The sequence below is a fragment of the Roseovarius sp. MMSF_3359 genome, assembly GCF_030733385.1.
Taxonomy (GTDB): Bacteria; Pseudomonadota; Alphaproteobacteria; order Rhodobacterales; family Rhodobacteraceae; genus Roseovarius.
The window spans coordinates 62844-80395 of the sequence record NZ_JASHJC010000003.1 but is presented as its reverse complement, the minus strand read 5'-3'; the positions used below and the strand labels follow the sequence as shown (position 1 = coordinate 80395).

Sequence of the window (17552 nt, the reverse complement as noted above, 5' to 3'; positions counted from 1 at the left end):
TGCGAAATCTGGTAAAATTATGCGGCAAAAACACCACATCTGGCGTCAGTCGAGTACCTTGCACCGCCCGCATGGCGCTGAAATACTCTGACCGATGTCCGTTTATCTCCGCTTCCTCATTGCGATCTTTGGTCTGCTCCTCGCGCCCGTCGCCGCCGCCGGGCAGGCGGTGGTCGTTTTCGCGGCGGCCTCAACGCGCGATGCCCTGGATGATGTCGTGCGTGCCTATGATGGCGACGTTGAGGTCTCCTATGGCGGCAGCGGTCAGATCGCGCGACAGGTCGCGCAAGGTGCACCGGCGGACATCGTCATCCTGGCCAATGTGACCTGGATGGACTGGTTGCAGGATCAGGGGTTCGTTGAGGCAGATAACCGATTGAACCTGCTGCAAAACAGTCTGGTTTTGGCCGGACCCGCCGGGTCAGCCGCCCTTGATGGTGTTTCCGCGCCAAAGCTGCTGGCCCGTTTGGCTGGTGGGCGTTTGGCCATCGGGCAGACCCGTGGCGTCCCGGCGGGCATCTATGGGCGGCAATGGCTTGAAAACACGGGGATTTGGCCCGATATCGCGCCGCATCTTGCCGAGACGGAGAATGTCCGCGCGGCGCTTGCATTGATTGCGCGGGGTGAGGCGCCACTGGGCATCGTTTATGAGACCGATGCGCGTGCCGATGACGGTGTCGTCACTTTGTATAGTATTCCTGACGAACTGCATGATCCTATCATCTATCCAATGGCGAAAGTAAACACGAAGAATAAGTCGCAAGTCACAGAATTTATGCAGTTTATTTCCTCACATGAGGCAGTCGATCTCTTTTCCACCCGCGGCTTCGTTGTGCCGGAAAGATCGCCATGATGGGCTTGCGGCCGGAAGAATGGGCGGCATTGCTTTTGTCGCTCAAGGTCTCCTTCTGGGCTACGTTGTGCAGCCTGCCGCTTGCATTGGCGGTGGCCTGGTTACTGGCACGGCGCGACTTCTGGGGCAAGTCTCTCCTGAGTGCGCTTGTGCATCTTCCTCTCGTTTTGCCGCCGGTCGTCACCGGATATCTGCTCCTGCTGACCTTCGGGAGAAATGGCGCCATCGGCGCTTTTCTGGAGCAATGGGGGATCGTGTTTGCCTTTCGCTGGACCGGGGCTGCGCTTGCGGCGGCGATCATGGGGTTCCCCCTCGTCGTCCGGGCGCTGCGGCTTGCGATCGAGGCGGTCGATCCGCGTCTGGAACAGGCGGCATCGACGCTTGGTGCGGGGCGCTGGGCCGGATTTTTCCTTGTCACGCTGCCACTTATCGCGCCGGGCATCCTGGCGGGTGCAGTGTTGGGATTTGCCAAGGCTATGGGAGAATTCGGCGCAACCATTACCTTCGTGGCCAACATCCCAGGCGAAACTCAGACATTGCCATCGGCGATTTATGCTTTCCTGCAAATCCCCGGTGGCGAGAGTAGCGCGCTGCGTTTGGTCGGACTATCGCTGGTGGTCGCCGTGGGTGCGGTGCTTGTCTCGGAGTGGTTGGCCCGTCGGGTGGCGGAAAGGATCGGTCGCGGATGAGCCTCTCGGTCCAGATCACCCACAAGTTGGAGGGTTTCTTGCTTGATGTGGCCTTCGATGCCGGGAGTGGTGTGACCGCGCTTTTCGGCCCGTCCGGTTCCGGAAAAACGACTATTGCCAATGTGATAGCCGGGATACTTCAGCCGGATGATGGAAGGGTCACGCTGCAGGATCAGGTGCTCTTTGACGCCAAGGCGCGGGCCTGCCTGCCGCCACATAAGAGGCGGATCGGCTATGTCTTTCAGGACGGTCGGTTGTTTCCGCACATGACGGTCGACGGCAATATCCGCTTTGCCATGCGTTTCGCCAGGCGCAGGGGCGATCCGGGCGAGGTGGTTGCTCTGCTCGGCTTACGACCCCTGTTGCAGCGTCGCCCCGGGACCCTCTCCGGCGGAGAAAAACAACGGGTGGCATTGGCGCGCGCGTTGATGTCCGATCCGGAAATTCTTGTGATGGATGAACCGCTTGCCGCCTTGGATGAGCCGCGAAAGGCGGAGATTTTACCCTATCTGGAAAAGCTGCGGGATCAGACGGATATCCCCATTCTCTATGTCAGCCACTCAGTTGCAGAGGTGGCGCGTCTGGCGGACGAGATGGTGATCCTGCAGCAAGGCCGGATCGTCCGGCAAGGACCGACCGAAGAGGTCCTGAGCGACCCGGCGGCCATGCCCTTTGTCGGCGTTCGAGAAGCGGGATCTATCCTGCGGGCCACGGTGGTGGAGCACGGGCCTGACGGGCTGGTCCGGCTGGCGATCAGCGGCGGTGAACTTTTCCTGCCTGGTGTGGACGCCAATATCGGTTCTACCATTAGAATCAGAGTGTTGGCGCAGGATATTCTCCTGTCGCTTCAACGCCCCGAAGCCTTGTCATCCCGGAACATCCTGCCGGTTGAGGTCGAAGCCCTGCGGATGGGTGACGGACCCGGGGCCGCGGTATCCCTTCGCGCCGGAGAGGACCGTTTGTTGGCCCGGATCACCGCGCAGGCCGCGCGGGAACTGGAGCTGGCACCCGGTTTGCACTGTTTTGCGATCCTGAAAGCGACGGCGGTGGCGAAGAGTAATATCGGTAACTGACACGATACCTGCCGAATTTTCGGGATTTTTTGCATTCTTTGCCCGTGTTCTGTTGATTTCACGACTTTTGGGTCGGTTATCCACATTCCTAACGTAATGCGTGAAGTAACGCGCTGCGATTGGCGGCCAAAAGATCACCCCAAATCCACAAAAGGTCGTGCTGATTACTCGGCGAAATGGCAGGCGACTTCAGTACCGTTCGACAGGGGCCGCAGTTGCGGTCGTTCCTGCCGGCAGCGGTCTTGCACCATGCCGCAGCGCGCCGCGAAGGGGCATCCCTTCGGCAGGTTCACCGGATCGGGAAGCTCGCCCGGCTGTCGGGGCTTGTCGAAGGAGCCGCCTTCGAGCTTGGGGATCGCGTCGAGCAGAAGCTGGGTATAGGGATGCTTGGGTTCGGCAAAGATCGTCTCGGCCGCGGCCAGCTCCATCACCTGACCCAGATACATCACCGCGACCCGCGTGCCGAAATGTTCGACGACGCTGAGGTCGTGGGTGATGAAGAGGTAGGTCAGGCCGCGCTCTTTCTGAAGTTCCGTGAGCAGGTTCAGAATCTGGGCCTGGATCGACACGTCGAGTGCCGAGATCGGCTCGTCCGCGACGACGAAGGCTGGATTGGTCACAAGCGCGCGGGCGATGGCGATGCGCTGCCGCTGCCCGCCGGAGAATTCGTGGGGCAGGCGGCGCTGCCAACTTGGGTCGCAGCCGGTCTCGGCCAGAACCTCTTCGACGCGGGTGCGGACCTCATCGGCGGAAAGCTCGGGCATCAGGTGGCGGACCGGTTCGGCCAGCGTCTCGAACACGTTGCGGCGTGGATTGAGCGACGCGTAGGGGTTCTGGAACACCATCTGCATGTCGCGGCGGATGGGTTTGCGTTCGGCCTCGTCCATCTGGTCGATGCGTTGGCCACGGAACATGATCTCGCCCGCGGAGGGGGAGTTCAGGCCCAGAATGGCGCGGCCCAGCGTGGTTTTACCGCAACCGGATTCGCCCACGACGCAGAAACTTTCACCCGGCATCACCGAGACATTGACCGTGTTGAGCGCGTGCAGCACCGGTTTTTCCTTGCTCAGGAAATGGGTGGGCAGGGGAAAGCGGACCTCGACCCCTTTGGTTTCGACAATCGGTTGTGTCATGTCTCGGCCTCGGTTTTTGTCTCGGTCTTGGCATCAGAAGTTAGCGGGTTGTAGCAGGCGACGCCGTTCACAAGGTCCGGCTCACCGCCATGGCATCGCTCCGTCGCGAAGTCGCAGCGCGGGTGATAGGTGCAGCCCTTGGGCAGGTTGGTGATCGGCGGCATGGAACCGGGGATCTGATAGAGCTTGGTGCCGCGACCCGCATGCTGGGGCAGTGCTTTCAGAAGGCCGCTTGCATAGGGGTGCTTGGGGGTGTCGATGATCTGCCGCGTGGGGCCGGTCTCGACACATTTGCCCGCGTACATGATCATCAGCTTCTCGGTCACCTCGGCCACAACGCCCAGGTCATGGGTGATGAGGATGAGCGCCACGTCTTTCTCGCGGCAGAGCTTGAGAATGAGCGCCATGATCTCGGCTTGGATCGTCACGTCGAGCGCCGTGGTGGGCTCGTCTGCAATGATGATCTCGGGGTCGGTCAGGAGCGCGATGGCGATGACGACACGTTGGCGTAAACCCCCCGAAAGCTCATGCGGATAGGCATCGAGGCGCGACTCGGCGGAGGGGATTGCGACCTCTTTGAGCTTGGCGATGCAGAGTGCGCGGGCGTCCTTGTCGGAGATCTTGCGGTGGGCGCGCAGGGTTTCCATCATCTGCGTGCCGATCGAGAGGACCGGGTTCAGGGTCACCATCGGATCCTGAAAGATCATCGAGATGCGGTTGCCGCGGATATCGCGGATCTTGCGCTCGGGCAGGTCGAGCAGGTTTTCGCCTTCGAATTTCACCGTCCCCTGGCTTACCCGGCCCGGCTCAGCGATGAGATTGAGGATGGCGAAGGCAAGCATGGATTTGCCCGCCCCGGATTCGCCCACGACCCCCAGCCGTTCACCTTTTTCCAACGTCAGCGAGACGCCGCGCAGGGCCTCGACCTCGTCGCGTTTACCGCGCGGGAAGGCGACGTGCAGATCATTGACTTCAAGTAGGGCCATCAGTCTTCTCCCCGCCGCAGTTTCGGATTGAGGACGTCACGCAGCCAGTCGCCCAGAAGGTTGAGCGCGAGGATCAGCGCGATCAGCACCAGCGCCGGATAGAAGGTGATCCAGTACTGGCCCGAGAAGACGAACTCGAAGCCTGAGCGAATGAGCGAGCCCAGTGACGGGCGGTCGACCGGCATGCCAAGCCCGAGGAAGCTGAGCGCGGCCTCGGTCATGATCGCCTCGGCCACCTGAATGGTCGAGATGACCAGCACGGGCGTCAGCGTGTTGGGCAGGATATGTCCCCACATCACCTTGCGCGCAGGCAGGCCGATGACGCGGGCGGCATCGACATATTCCTTGTTCTTCTCGCCCAGCACCGAGGAGCGTACCGTCCGGGCGAATTTCGGCCATTCGGCGATGCCGATGATGAGGATCAGCATGAAGATCGCGTAATCGGCATAGACATTGGCGTCAAACGCGGCCTGGAAGAGGGCCAGCACGATGATCGCAATCATCAGGGTCGAGAGCGACATCTGGATATCGGCAAGGCGCATGAGGAAACTGTCGATCCAGCCGCCCTTGTAACCCGCGATGAGACCAAGGGTGATCCCAAGGATGCCTTGGACGATCACCGCACCGATACCGATGATGAGCGAGATGCCGGTGCCGTACATGATGGTCGAAAGCACACCGCGCCCCTGCGCATCGGTGCCAAGCAGGAAGCGTTCATCCCCGCCCGGGGTCCAGGAAGGTGGCATCTCGCTATCCATGATGTCGAGTTGCAGCAGGTCATAGGGGTTTTGCGGGGCGATCACCGGGGCGAGGACCGCCATCAGCACCAGAACCAGCAGGACGATACCTGCACCGACGGCGACCGGGTCGCCAAGAAACCGTTTGAGGAAGCCGCGCCATGTAATCATGATTTCGCTCCCGGCAGTTTCACCATCGGATTGATGAGCGTGTAGATGAAATCGACGAGCGTGTTGACCACGACGAAGATCAGGCCGACGACGATGATATAGGCGATGATGAGGGGCGTATCGACTCGGTTCACGGCCTCAAGGAACAGGAACCCCATGCCGGGCCATTGGAACACGGTTTCGGTCAGGATCGTGTACGCAATCAGCGTCCCGATCATCAGGCCCCCCACGGTCACGACGGGCAGAAGCGTGTTGCGGAAGGCATGGACGTAGCGGATGCGGCCCGTGCTGAGGCCCTTGGCCTTGGCGAAACGGACGTAGTCGGTACCCATGGCCTCCATCATCTCGGCCCGGATCAGGCGGATGAAGAGGGGCAGCATGATCGACGAGAGCGCGATCGAGGGCAGGATCAGGTGGCTCAGCCCATCCAGCGTCAGGAGGCCGGTATCCCAGCCCCAGGGCATTGTGATCGTGTCGCCGCGCCCGAAAGCGGGGAGCCATTTCAGCTCAACCCCGAAGAACCAGACGAGGAAAATCGCGGTCAGGAAGACCGGCACCGAGATGCCGATGATCGAGCCGGTCATGATCGCCTTGGCGATCCACTTGTCCCGGTTGATCGCGCAGTAGATGCCGCCGGGTATCGACAGCGCGAGGAAGATGAAGGTGGCGCCCAGGACCAGTTCGAAAGTGGCGGGGAACTTGTCCATGATGACTTCGAGCGCCGGACGTTTGAAGAAGTAGGAGGTGCCGAGATCGCCTTGCAGGGCGTTGCCGAGAAAACGACCGTATTGCACCAGGAACGGATCGTTGAGGCCAAGCTCGTCACGCAGGGCCTGGCGTTCGGCCTCGGAGACCGATTGCCCCACAAGCTCGCGCAGCGGATCGCCCAGATTGTCCTGAATGGAAAAACCGATGATGGAAATCACGAACATCACGATCACGGCTTGGATGGCGCGTCGGATGAGGAAAGCTAGGATATGCATGAGAACCTGGCGTCTGAAAAATCGGCGGGCCGGAGAATGTCCGGCCCGCAGCGTTTTGGTTTATTCGATGACGAGATCGCCCAGATAGGGGAAGTTCATCACGTTGAGCACGGGCTCGATATTCACGCCGGTGCGTGCGGCCCAGGCCAGATCCTGCCAATGCAGCGGGATGAAGGCCGCTTCGTCGTGCAAGATCTTCTCGACCATCTGAAGCTGCTCGGCGCGGGTGTCACCCTTGGTTTCCACCAGCGACGCCATTGTCAGCTCGTCCACCTTCTCGTTCGAGTAGTTGCCCGAGTTGTACTGACCTTTGCCGGTGTCTTCGTCCGGGGTCATCGCCAAGAACTCGTAGAAGTTGGCGCTGTCCTCGGTATCCGCGTGCCAGCCGATCATCATGATGTCCGCAGCGCGTTCATCGAACTTGGGCCAGTATTGCGCCTTGGGCATGGTTGTCAGGTCGATCTTGATGCCGATCTTGGCCAGCATCGCGGCCGACGCTTCGCAGATCTTGAAGTCGTTGACGTAGCGGTTGTTGGGGCACATCATCGTGGCCTCAAACCCATCCGCATAGCCCGCTTCTTCCATCAGCGCCTGCGCCTTGGCCAGGTCATAGCGCGGTGTCAGGTCGGGGTTGTGACCGATGTAGCCCTTGGGCGACATCTGCTCACCGGCGGTGCCGAAACCCTTCATGATCTTCTGGACGATGCCTTCGTTGTTGATCGCATAGGCCATCGCCAGACGGACCTTGTCGTTGGCCAGCGCCTCGTGCCGCTTCTGGTTCAGTTGCAGCGTGATGATGCGCGTGCCGCTCATGGTCACAAGCTGCGTGTTGGGGTCGGCGTCGATGCGCTCCAGGTCCGTCGGCGGCACCGGGGCGATGAAATCGACGTCACCGGCCAGAAGGGCGGCCACACGGGTCGGGGCCTCCTTGATCGGGGTCAGGATCGCGGTCTGGACGTTGCCCGGGCTATCGGTGTCCCAATAGTCCGCGTTGCGTTCGAAGACGACTTTGACGCCCTGTTCGCGCTCGGTGATGATGAAGGGGCCTGTGCCCGACACGGTTTTCGATGCAAAGCTGTCACCGTGCTTGACGATCTCCGCACCACCTTCTTCGTAGAACTTGCTGTCCATCGGGAAGACATAGGTGGCCGTGTGCAGCACCAGCGGGCTTGGGCCGTCGGTCTTGATCTCGACGGTGGTGTCGTCAACCGCGGTGGCCGATACCCAGCTTGAGAAGATGCCTTTGAAATCAGGCGATTCTTTGAGCCGGTTGATGGTCCAGACCACATCTTCGGCGGTCATCGGGTTGCCGGAGTGGAAGGTCACACCCTCGCGCAGTTTGAAGCGCATGGTCGTGTCGTCGACGCGCTCCCAGCTTTCGGCCAGACGGCCGTCGAAACCCAGTTCGCTGTTCCAACGGACCAGCGGGTCAAAGATCATGTGGCTGAGCTGCAGCGTGCCGCCCGAAAGCTGCTCATGCGGGTCCAGCGATACCGGGTCCGCGTCATAGGCGAAATTGAGCGTCTGCGCCGGCGCCATGCCGACCGCACCCAAAAAGATGGCTGTTGCAGCCGTTAATGTTCGAAGTGTTTTCATCGAAGTCTCCCTGAAATTTGCGGGGATATCTCAAACGCCGGTTGCGTTCGTCCCCGATCATGTCGGCAAGGTTGTCGCGATTCTGAGAAGGTGTAAAGGTTTGTTGTCGCCACGTTACCCCGTGGACACAAGCGCCGGCTCCTCCCGATGATACGCGCCCTCTTGATAGATTTTGGTATTTTGATACCAATATTAATTGTAATGGGATGAAAATAGCAGTCAACCGGAAAAGCTACCTTCCCAGGCGCGCCTCCGGCTGACCCTGCGATTGCAGGAAAAAGGGGGGCCGATGCCACTGAAGATCGAAGATATCATTCGCAGCGGCGATGTCAGTTTTACCAAGTTGGAACAACGTGTTGCGACCTATCTCGTGGGTCGTCCAGAGGCGCTTGCCCTGGAGACGAGCGCGGAGATTGCACAGAAACTCGACGTCAGTCCGATGACGGTCAGTCGGTTCTTCAAGAAGCTGGGATACGAGCGCGCGTCGGACCTGCGTACCAGGGCGCGGCAGGAAATGGCGGGGCCGCGTTCGGCAAGAATCGGGGACCGCTACCAGAGTTTCGTGCGCTCCAAGGCGGCCCAGGGAGCGGACAGGGACCGCGAGATCGCCGAGGCGGGTCTGACCGCCGCGTTGAACCTGCGGGCCTCGCCGAAATGGCAGGCGGGTGTGCAATGTCTGGCGCAGGCGGATTTCGTCGCCATCGTCGGCTTTCAGCTCTACCATTACCTGGCGACAGGGCTCGCGATGCGGCTCAACTATGTCCGCCCGGGGGTCAAGGTCGTCTCAGGCCTCGATGGCGTTTACACCGAACTCTTCACCCAGGATGAAGGCAGCAAGTGCCTGCTTATCATCGACATGTTCCGGTACGCCTCGCACGGACCGGCGCTGGCGAAACATGCGAAGGAAAACGGATATGACGTGATCCTGATGTGCGACGAGTTCTGCGATTGGGGCAGCGAGTTTGCCGATCATGTCTTTACCTTTCCGAATGAAGGCCAGTTTTTCCTGCCGATGCCCGTGGGCCTGCATTTCGGGCTGAACCTGCTATATCAGGACGTCGTTTGTGCGCTTGGGGATGGGGCCACGGATCAGGTCGAGAAGATGTCGCAATACCAAGAGGTTTTCGGGGCGTTTCTTTAGCGTTTGAAGGGTTTTTTGTCGCAGCGCGTTACGGGCTTGCATTCCGCGCGAGATGACGCTCGGAATGTCCACCCCGGGCTAAAACACCCCGATGCACCTTTGCCGCACGTTTTTTGTCAGGTTCGTCTGGCCTCTTGTCACGATTTGTGGCAGCCATGGCGCTTGAAACCAGCGAAGTACCCGTGCTGATGACCGAACGACTGCTGCACCGACTGGCCTGGGTGGCCGTGATCTTTTGCGTGGCGCCTATTGTGGCGGCTGCGCTGGCGGCGTTCACCGGTGATCTGCAGACCTGGCGCGAGATCCTTTCGTCGGTTCTTCCTCGGTATGCGCGCACCACCCTGACCCTGGTGGTGATTGTCGGGGTGTCCACCGCGATCATCGGCAGCGTGACCGCCTGGCTCGTCACGGTTTATCGCTTTCCCGGATCGAAATGGCTCGAAGTGGCGCTGGCGCTCCCGCTGGCCTTTCCCGCCTATGTGCTGGCCTATGCCTATACCCACCTGCTCGATCATCCGGGCGCGGTGCAGACGCTGTTGCGCGATATCACCGGTTGGGGGCCGCGGGACTACTGGTTCCCGGAAATTCGGTCGCTCGGCGGGGCGGCGATGATGCTGACCGTGGTGCTCTACCCTTATGTCTACCTGCTGGCGCGCGCATCGTTTCGGCAGCAATCGTCGAACGCCTTCCTCGTGGCGCGGACCCTTGGGCGGTCGCCGATCAAGGCCTTCTGGCGCGTGGCCCTGCCGATGGCGCGTCCGGCGATTGCCGGCGGTGCGCTTCTGGCGGTGATGGAAACGATCGCTGATTTTGGCACCGTCGCCTTTTTCAACGTGCAGACCTTCGCGACCGGGATCTATCAGGCGTGGTTTTCTCTCGGTGACCGGGCGGCGGCGGCGCAATTGTCGCTCTGCCTGCTCAGTTTTGCCCTCCTGCTGGCGGGGCTGGAGCGGGCGCAACGGGGCAAAGCCCGTACCGCCGGACGGGGCGCCCGGTTCGAGGCGATGGACAAGCCGCGCCTGAAGGGGGCGCCGGGGTGGATCGCGATGCTGATCTGCCTTGTGCCCGTCATGTTGGGGTTCATCATCCCGGTGATCATGCTCGGGCTGATGGCGCATGGATCGGGGCAAAGCCTGCTGGCGCCGCGCTACACGGCGCTGATGTTCAACTCGGTGAGTTTGGCAGGGGTTGCATCGGTACTGACCGTGATCGGGGCGGTGCTGATCGGGTTCAGGGCGCGCACCCGGCCGGGGCGTACATCCAAGGGCCTCGTGATTGGCGCGGGCCTCGGATATGCGGTGCCGGGCGGCGTCATTGCCGTGGGGTTGATGGTACCGCTGGCCGCGCTCGACAACCTGATCGACGCGGTGATGGAGGCGCAGTTCGGCATCTCGACCGGGCTGCTCATTACCGGATCAATCTGGCTGATGGTGATGGCCTACATGGCGCGGTTCATGGCGGCGGCCCTCAACGCCTATGACAGCGGCATGGCCACGGTGCCGGGGCATTTCGATGCCATTGCCCGATCTTTGGGTCAAAGCAGTCCCCGGATGCTCTGGCGGGTGCACCTGCCGGTCTCGAAAACCAGCGTGCTGACGGCGCTTCTGATCGTGTTCGTGGATGTAATGAAAGAGCTTCCTGCAACGCTGATCCTGCATCCGTTCAATTTCCAGACCCTCGCGGTGCAGGCACACCGGCTTGCCGCGGACGAGCGTCTGCACGAGGCTGCGGTGCCCTCGCTGGTGCTGGTGGCATTCGGCCTGATCCCGGTCCTGATTCTTTGCCGATCCATCGGACGCGAGGGTTGGGGCTTTCGCGCCGCGCGGCTTGGGGCGGCTGTGAAGGCAGGTTAGTGAAGGGTCGCGTTGTGGACAGAGCTGTCGCTCGCACTTCGCTAGTCTGATCGCCCCGATTGATATCAACTATCGTCAAAGTAATTCAGATCTGCGCACGGGTGCTGACAGAATTACTCTTCGCTAATTCTATACGTTGGTCCTGCAACCTTTGGTTTCCATCCTTTCTGGACTGCAATTGAAATCCACCGGCAAACATCGCTAGGCGTAACGGGCTCAACCTTGATAGTACCCCAGTCATTAGGGTGTTGACGGTCAGTTTCGATGTGTAAGGTAGCGCTTTGTTCTGTAGCGTGTTCAATCGCAACGTTGATTCTGCCGGATCCATAGTCAGTTTGGGAATAGGTGGCCTTTCTCCTCACTAACCAGTGACAGTCCTCACCTCCAACTGTAACCTTGCGAGTTCCTTTTCTTGGGATAGCCATCAGGGATTTCGATCCATCGTTGCTGGGGTTTCAGTTTCAAAACACAGCCATGATAAGCGAAGCATGAATGGACAGAAAGGCCCTTAAATTACGCTGTTTGAACGTCCAACCTTCGATGTTTTTTGATCGCATTCGCTGTACGCAATGGGTTAAAAGCGGTCATCCGACGAAAAGCTTCGGGTGAAAGTGGCTGTTTCGGGCGCTTAAGGTCTGGTAAGCGGACAAAGCTGCCGTTCGACTTTCACCTCCCGCGCGGAATCAAGGCCGTAGGCCGCCGCGCGATCGCCAGACCGCCCGCAAGGGCTGGCGATTTGGTGAGGGTACGCACCGATCAGAGGTTTTTCGGACTTGGCAACGATAAAGCGTGTTTGACGACGGTTGATCGCCATCCCGCGGTCTGGCCATCGCGCGGCTTTGGACTCAGCAAGCAGGCGTCCGCCTTGGGCTCGCAACGGACATGTGATGTATTCACTCAGCAATGCGCGGCAGGCTTCGCCCTCGTTTCCGCGCGGGGTTCGAACTCGAACGTCCGCAATGGGCCCAATGCTGACCTCGGACGTTAGAAGTTGGACAGTCCAAGGCAGAATGCTTGGAGTGAGGACAAGACCGCCTTTCTTTGCTTATCGACTTAGTCACGGATTAGGAGCTAACGCTGTCGACTGACGATCCGTGAAGGGAAGGGTGAAATGGAAATTCCGCTTGGTCTTCCCGGACGCAACTTGGTTTCCAACTGACCTCGAAGACGATGTGCGACCGGCTGTCACATGTCGCGACCGGCGATCAGCCTAATTCCTTCCTTACAAGCTTGTCATCCAACGGAGGAAACAAATGTTCAAAGGTCTGAAAACGGCGTCTGCCCTGATCATCGGCGGCATGCTGGGCCTGCCGGCGCTGATGGTCGCGCTCGTCTGAGAAAACTAGCGTCAGCAAAAAACCAAGGCCCCGTGCTGTCGCATTGGGGCCTTTTTTGTTCATCCCGGCCCAAGGGGAGATACGGCCGGGATGAGGGGTGCAGACAGGGATGTCCGCGTCACGTCTGCAGGTAGGATTCCAGGCTGTCGTCCAGCGCATCTTTCCATGGCGTATGATGCGGCGGGGCCTTCTTGCCGGTCATGGGCGAGGTATATCCGTGGTTGCGGAACTCCATGATGCCCTTCTTCTTGTGTTTCTTCCATGCGTAGAAGGCCTGGTTCGCGGCTTCGACATCGAAGCTCGGGTAATCGGTCTCGTCGATCAACTCCTGCACATAGGCACCTTGATAGGCGATGCAGGCGTAGTCGTCTTCCAATGCATCCTCGGCCTCTTCCCGCGCTTTCGGGTCGGCGGCCATTGCGGCGGCGTCGGGCAGGGCGATCTTGCCCATGATCTGGTCACGCACCCACCAGGCCTGCGCGTCGAACATGTTGAACGTGTACCACTGATCCTGCATACCGAGGTAGAACATCTTGGGGTTCTTGTTCCACACGACGCCCTTGTAGAGGTCCGCTGCGGCCAGGCGGTTGGCAGTCTTGAGGCGCAGATCATCGGGCAGGAAATTGAAATGGTGCTTGTATCCGGTGCAGAGGATGATCGCATCGACATCCTTGCTGGTGCCATCCTTGAAATGAGCGGTCCGGCCCTCGACCTTGACCAGCGCGGGAACTTCCTGCCAGTTGTCGGGCCAGCCATAGCCCATCGGCGCGGTGCGGTGGGCGACGGTGATCGAGTTGCAGCCGTATTTCCAGCACTGGCTGCCAATGTCTTCGGCGGAATATGACGTGCCGAGGATCAGGATATCCTTGCCCGTGAATTCCCGGGCGTCGCGGAAATCATGGGCATGCAGAATGCGGCCGTTGAAGGACTCGAAGCCGGGATAGAAGGGCACATTGGGGGTCGAGAAATGGCCCGAGGCGACGATCACATGATCGAATTCCTCGTTGGTTTCGCTGTCGGCCTTGCTGTCGCGGGCGCGGATCGTGAACTTGCCTGTGGTCTCGTCAAACCGCACGTCGCGCACCACGTTGTTGAAACGGATCCAGTCGCGCACACCGGCCTTTTCGACCCGGCCCTTGATATAGTCGAAGAGGACCGCGCGCGGTGGATAGCTGGCGATCTCTTTGCCGAAATGTTCGTCAAAGGTGTAATCGGCGAATTCCAGCCCCTCCTTGGGACCGTTCGACCAAAGATAGCGATACATGGAGCAGTGGCAGGGCTCGCCATCCTCATCGACCCCGGTGCGCCAGGTATAGTTCCACAGGCCGCCCCAATCGGACTGCTTCTCATAGCAGACGATATCGGGGATCTCCTCGCCCTTCTTGGCGGCGGACTGGAATGCCCTGAGCTGCGCGAGGCCGGACGGCCCGGCTCCGATGATGGCAACGCGTTTCTTGGTCATATTTTCTGATCTCCCTGGATTGGTATGAACCAAAATTCTTGCTTTGGTTCTTTTGGTTCCTTTTAATAAGCCAAATACTGGACCAATATGTCAACAAAAATTACAGAACCGGGTGAAATTGGGCGTGCTGCGGTTGGGGCGTTTGAACGAAAGGTGTAGAAGAAATCATGGAAACATCGAGCTTTGCACAGCGATTGGCGATCTCCGGCGCGATGCCCCGGCTGTCGGTTGGAATGGCCAAAACGGTCGATATCGGCTTCCTCGCGCCCCTGAGCGGGCAGGTCGAATCCTGGGGTTTGCCGGGGTTGCATGGCTGCCGAATCTGGGAAAGCTGGCTCAACAGGGCAGGGGGGCTCCTGATCGGTGGGCGCCGTTATCCGATCCGAATCCATGCCTATGATTGTGGCGATGATCCGGTGGCCGCCCGCGATGGCGCGATGCAGTTGGTGCAGGACCATGACATCAAGCTGATGATGATGCTGGGCGGTGACAGTTTCGCGGCGGTGGCGGATTTCCTGGGGGAGCGGCGCATCCTGACCTCGACCCTGCTGCCGAGCGATCTGAGCCCCGACACACCTTACCTGATCGCGCCAAGCGAGGTGCATCCGATCTATGTGGTGACAGGTGTCGATTGGCTTGCGCGAGCGCGGCCCGATCTGAAAACCGTTGCCATGTGTACCCAGACCGACGGGATGGGCCTGCCGTCACTGGCCACGTATCGTGCGGCGTTCAAGGCTGCGGGGATCGGGGTCGCGCACGAGGTGCAATACCCCGCCGAAGGGGGCGACGTGGTCGGGATCGTGCAACCGATGCTGGATGCCAATCCGGACATCCTGTGCTGGTGTACCAGCTACACGCCCATGGTCCATGCGATGACCGAGTATGCTTTCGCGCAGGGCTACGACGGACAGATCCTGTCCTGTACATTGGACCACTATGACGCGCTGGTTGGAAAAACTAGCCGCGATTTCATGGAAGGGGTGGTGTTTCAATTCCCCGATTTCGACGATCCCGCGCTTAGGGAGAAGGCGTTTTTCTTCAATCAACCCAATGTTTTCTATGAGGAATACAACAACCGCTTCCCCGGAAGCTGGAGCGCGGTGAGTTGGGAATATGCCGCGATACTCGATATCTGGCATGCCGCCGTGGAAAAGGCCGGGTCGGTCAATCCGGTGTCGGTTCTGGCGGCGATGAAGCAGCTTGGCCATGTGACCCACGCCTTCGGTCCCGCGGCATGGTGGGGAGAGGATGTCTTTGGTATCGACAACGCCCTTGTGGGGGAATGGCCGGTCGTGACGGTACAGGATGGTAAGGCACGGATCGTCGAATTCGGGTCGATCCCCGATTGGCTCGGTGCCCATAGCGATCTCTTGAAGGCGGAGATGCAGGATCTGGGCCAGATGTGGGAGCAGCGGCTGGGTCGCGCCGACGCGGGGCCGGAGCTACGCGCGCGCACGGTGGACGGCTAATGCGTCATGTAATGCGTCATGCGAAAAACTTGAATCACTTAGAACTGCCTGAAATCAAAGATTTCAACGCGTTAAGCGATGCATGATATCTCAGGTTTTCCGTCAGACGCCATAGGTCTCGGGCTGCTGCCCGACCGCCATCAGGAAATGCGAAATCGCGACGATGGCCGCGCCCATATCCGCGGGTGCGGCGAACTCCTCGGGCTTGTGGCTGACGCCGTCGCGACACCGGACAAACAGCATCGCGATCGGGCAAAGATCCGCCATCGCCGAGGCGTCATGGGTCGCGCCTGAGGGTAGGGTCAGCCCGCGTGCGCCGGTTGCTTTCGCCGCGGTCATGAGGCAGTGGGACAGTTCGGCGCTGCAGGGTTGCGCGTCCTGCGCGTAGGTTCGGGTAGCCTCGATCGTCAGGCTGCGCTGCCGCGCCAGTTCCTGGACAAAGCTGTGCAGTCCATCCCCTGCCTTGCGGCGGATATCGTCGTCAGGGGAGCGAAACTCGGCGGTCAGCCGGACAGCGCGAGGTACTGCGTTGACGACGTTGGGCTCGACGGTGAGGGCGCCGACGGTGGCGCGCAGATCGGTGGTCTGCTGGCCCAGCCTGTCAACTTCCGAGACGATCGCCGCGGCGCCGACAAGCGCATCCCGCCGCCCCTTCATGGGCAGGGTGCCGGCATGCCCGGTCTCGCCGGTCACCTCGATCTGGTGGCGTTCAATGCCGCAGATCGCGGTAACAACGCCAATTGCTTCCCCTTCGCGTTCAAGGTAGGGCCCTTGTTCGATATGGGTTTCAAGAAAGCCGATCACCTCATCCGGGTTGCGCGCCAGCGTGCCGATCCGATCCGGTGCCAGCCCGAAGGTTGTCATCGCGTCCCGCAAGGGGTTCCCGTCGCCATCGCGCATGTCCAGAACGTCCCGGTCGAACGTGCCTGCCAGTGCGCGCGATCCAATCAGGGCGGTCGGAAAGCGCACGCCTTCCTCATCGGCGAAAGCCAGTATTTCGACGGCAAAGGGCAGGTCCACGCCTTCGGCGCGCAGCTTTTCCAGCGCCAGCAGCGGCAGCACCACCCCCATGATCCCGTCATAGGCCCCGCCTTCGCGTACCGAATCCTGATGTGACCCAAGAAGGAAGGTCTTGCTGCCCGGCGGCCCTTCACGCCGTCCGATGAGTGTGCCGGCGGCATCGACGGATACCGTCAGATCCGCCCGTCGCATCGCCTCTTGCAACACTTCAAGGGCAGCCCGGTGTTCGGGCGTAAAAGGCAAGCGCGTGACGCCTGGCCCCGGCTCAGAGCACGCGGCAAGCTCCTGCAGCAGCGCCTCGGCCCGTTGACCCCAGTCAATCAAGGACACGCTCCCTGTCGTTCAGAACGGGCACCTGTTCAGCCCACTTGGCATAAGCGCCGGAGGTCGCGGTTTTGTGCAGGGCGGCAAGGGCGCCTACCGGGTCGTCGGGATGATGGTCGATCCGCAGGGTCAGGGGCGGTTTGTCCGGGTGCAGCACAAGCAAAGCCGCGGACAGGAGGCCCCGAAAGTCGCCGCCCTCAAGCGCCGCTGCCTGCAAGGCGGCGAGCAGGCGGTGATCGAAATCACCTTGCGCCGTTTCAAAGCCGTCCACCATCGCATCGAGGACGCTCGCTTGGGTCAACATGTTGCCGGAGACGATCCCGAACCGAAAACGCCGGCTGCCTTTTTCCGGCTCATTCGAGGCACCGGTGAAGGCAGCGGTTTGCCCGTTCAGGTCCAGCGCGGCCAATTGACGGTGATCCCGTCCTTCGTCGGGGGCCGTAACGGCGTCCACCGCCTGCACCGCGTCTTTCCCATCGCGCATTGCGGCCAGAACATCCTCGCCCCAGAAGGTTGATGGCGCCGCGCCCTGGCTGGCGGACATGCCCGCGTCAAGATCACCGCGCAGCACCCAACCACCCACGCAAAGAGACCCCGTCGCCGCGGCGCCGCCAATGGCGCCGGTTTCCGGATCATGTGCAAGAATCGAAAATGTCATGTTTCACCTTAGCTGGGTTTTCTCTATTTATCATGATAATTTGACGATTGCAATTTATCATGATAAA

Annotated in this window: 14 protein-coding genes; 6 read left to right on the top strand and 8 right to left on the bottom strand. The window is 60.5% G+C overall.

Annotated elements, in window-relative coordinates:
- Nucleotides 1-94 precede the first annotated feature (94 nt).
- Genes modA through modC form a run of 3 tightly spaced genes read left to right on the top strand, consistent with a single transcriptional unit; the run spans nt 95 to nt 2615 of the window.
- Nucleotides 95-853: a molybdate ABC transporter substrate-binding protein gene (gene modA, locus RBB29_RS05440; protein ID WP_306113544.1), complete on the top strand. Its 759-nt coding sequence runs from the start codon at nt 95-97 to the stop codon at nt 851-853.
- Nucleotides 850-1542, top strand: coding sequence for a molybdate ABC transporter permease subunit (gene modB / locus RBB29_RS05435; RefSeq protein ID WP_306113543.1), 693 nt, complete (start codon nt 850-852; stop codon nt 1540-1542). Before modA ends, modB begins: the two co-directional genes overlap by 4 nt.
- A complete protein-coding gene (modC, locus tag RBB29_RS05430) occupies nt 1539-2615 on the top strand; it encodes a molybdenum ABC transporter ATP-binding protein (protein ID WP_306113542.1) in 1077 nt (358 codons plus the stop codon). The genes modB and modC overlap by 4 nt, the downstream gene beginning before the upstream one ends.
- Before the next feature lie 164 nt (nt 2616-2779).
- Here the strand turns inward: modC and RBB29_RS05425 are convergent, their stop codons facing one another.
- Genes RBB29_RS05425 through RBB29_RS05405 form a run of 5 tightly spaced genes read right to left on the bottom strand, consistent with a single transcriptional unit; the run spans nt 2780 to nt 8221 of the window.
- Nucleotides 2780-3748, bottom strand: a complete 969-nt coding sequence (locus tag RBB29_RS05425) for an ABC transporter ATP-binding protein (RefSeq protein ID WP_306113541.1) — start codon at nt 3746-3748, stop codon at nt 2780-2782.
- Nucleotides 3745-4734 carry an ABC transporter ATP-binding protein gene (locus RBB29_RS05420; RefSeq protein ID WP_306113540.1) on the bottom strand — a complete coding sequence of 330 codons (990 nt, stop codon included), beginning with the start codon at nt 4732-4734 and terminating at the stop codon, nt 3745-3747. The genes RBB29_RS05425 and RBB29_RS05420 overlap by 4 nt, the downstream gene beginning before the upstream one ends.
- Complete coding sequence (locus RBB29_RS05415; protein ID WP_306113539.1) at nt 4734-5642, bottom strand: ABC transporter permease; 909 nt, start codon at nt 5640-5642, stop codon at nt 4734-4736. Before RBB29_RS05415 ends, RBB29_RS05420 begins: the two co-directional genes overlap by 1 nt.
- Nucleotides 5639-6625 carry an ABC transporter permease gene (locus RBB29_RS05410; protein ID WP_306113538.1) on the bottom strand — a complete coding sequence of 329 codons (987 nt, stop codon included), beginning with the start codon at nt 6623-6625 and terminating at the stop codon, nt 5639-5641. Before RBB29_RS05410 ends, RBB29_RS05415 begins: the two co-directional genes overlap by 4 nt.
- A 60-nt stretch (nt 6626-6685) precedes the next feature.
- Nucleotides 6686-8221, bottom strand: a complete 1536-nt coding sequence (locus RBB29_RS05405) for an ABC transporter substrate-binding protein (protein ID WP_306113537.1) — start codon at nt 8219-8221, stop codon at nt 6686-6688.
- A gap of 289 nt (nt 8222-8510) precedes the next feature.
- On the opposite strand from RBB29_RS05405, the gene RBB29_RS05400 reads away from it, so the two are divergent.
- Both RBB29_RS05400 and RBB29_RS05395 read left to right on the top strand, forming a co-directional pair.
- A complete protein-coding gene (locus RBB29_RS05400; RefSeq protein WP_306113536.1) occupies nt 8511-9362 on the top strand; it encodes a MurR/RpiR family transcriptional regulator in 852 nt (283 codons plus the stop codon).
- 188 nt (nt 9363-9550) lie between these two features.
- A complete protein-coding gene (locus RBB29_RS05395) occupies nt 9551-11215 on the top strand; it encodes an iron ABC transporter permease (RefSeq protein ID WP_306113836.1) in 1665 nt (554 codons plus the stop codon).
- 1455 nt (nt 11216-12670) lie between these two features.
- On the opposite strand, the gene RBB29_RS05390 is transcribed toward RBB29_RS05395, so the two are convergent.
- A complete protein-coding gene (locus RBB29_RS05390; RefSeq protein WP_306115318.1) occupies nt 12671-14014 on the bottom strand; it encodes an NAD(P)-binding domain-containing protein in 1344 nt (447 codons plus the stop codon).
- Nucleotides 14015-14181: 167 nt separating this feature from the next.
- Here RBB29_RS05390 and RBB29_RS05385 point away from each other — a divergent pair, with 167 nt between their 5' ends.
- A complete protein-coding gene (locus RBB29_RS05385) occupies nt 14182-15483 on the top strand; it encodes an ABC transporter substrate-binding protein (protein WP_306115319.1) in 1302 nt (433 codons plus the stop codon).
- Nucleotides 15484-15585: 102 nt separating this feature from the next.
- Here RBB29_RS05385 and RBB29_RS05380 read toward each other — a convergent pair whose 3' ends face one another.
- Nucleotides 15586-16827, bottom strand: coding sequence for a M20 family metallo-hydrolase (locus RBB29_RS05380; protein ID WP_306115320.1), 1242 nt, complete (start codon nt 16825-16827; stop codon nt 15586-15588).
- Nucleotides 16820-17485: a DUF1028 domain-containing protein gene (locus RBB29_RS05375; RefSeq protein ID WP_306115321.1), complete on the bottom strand. Its 666-nt coding sequence runs from the start codon at nt 17483-17485 to the stop codon at nt 16820-16822. Before RBB29_RS05375 ends, RBB29_RS05380 begins: the two co-directional genes overlap by 8 nt.
- Nucleotides 17486-17552: the final 67 nt, after the last annotated feature.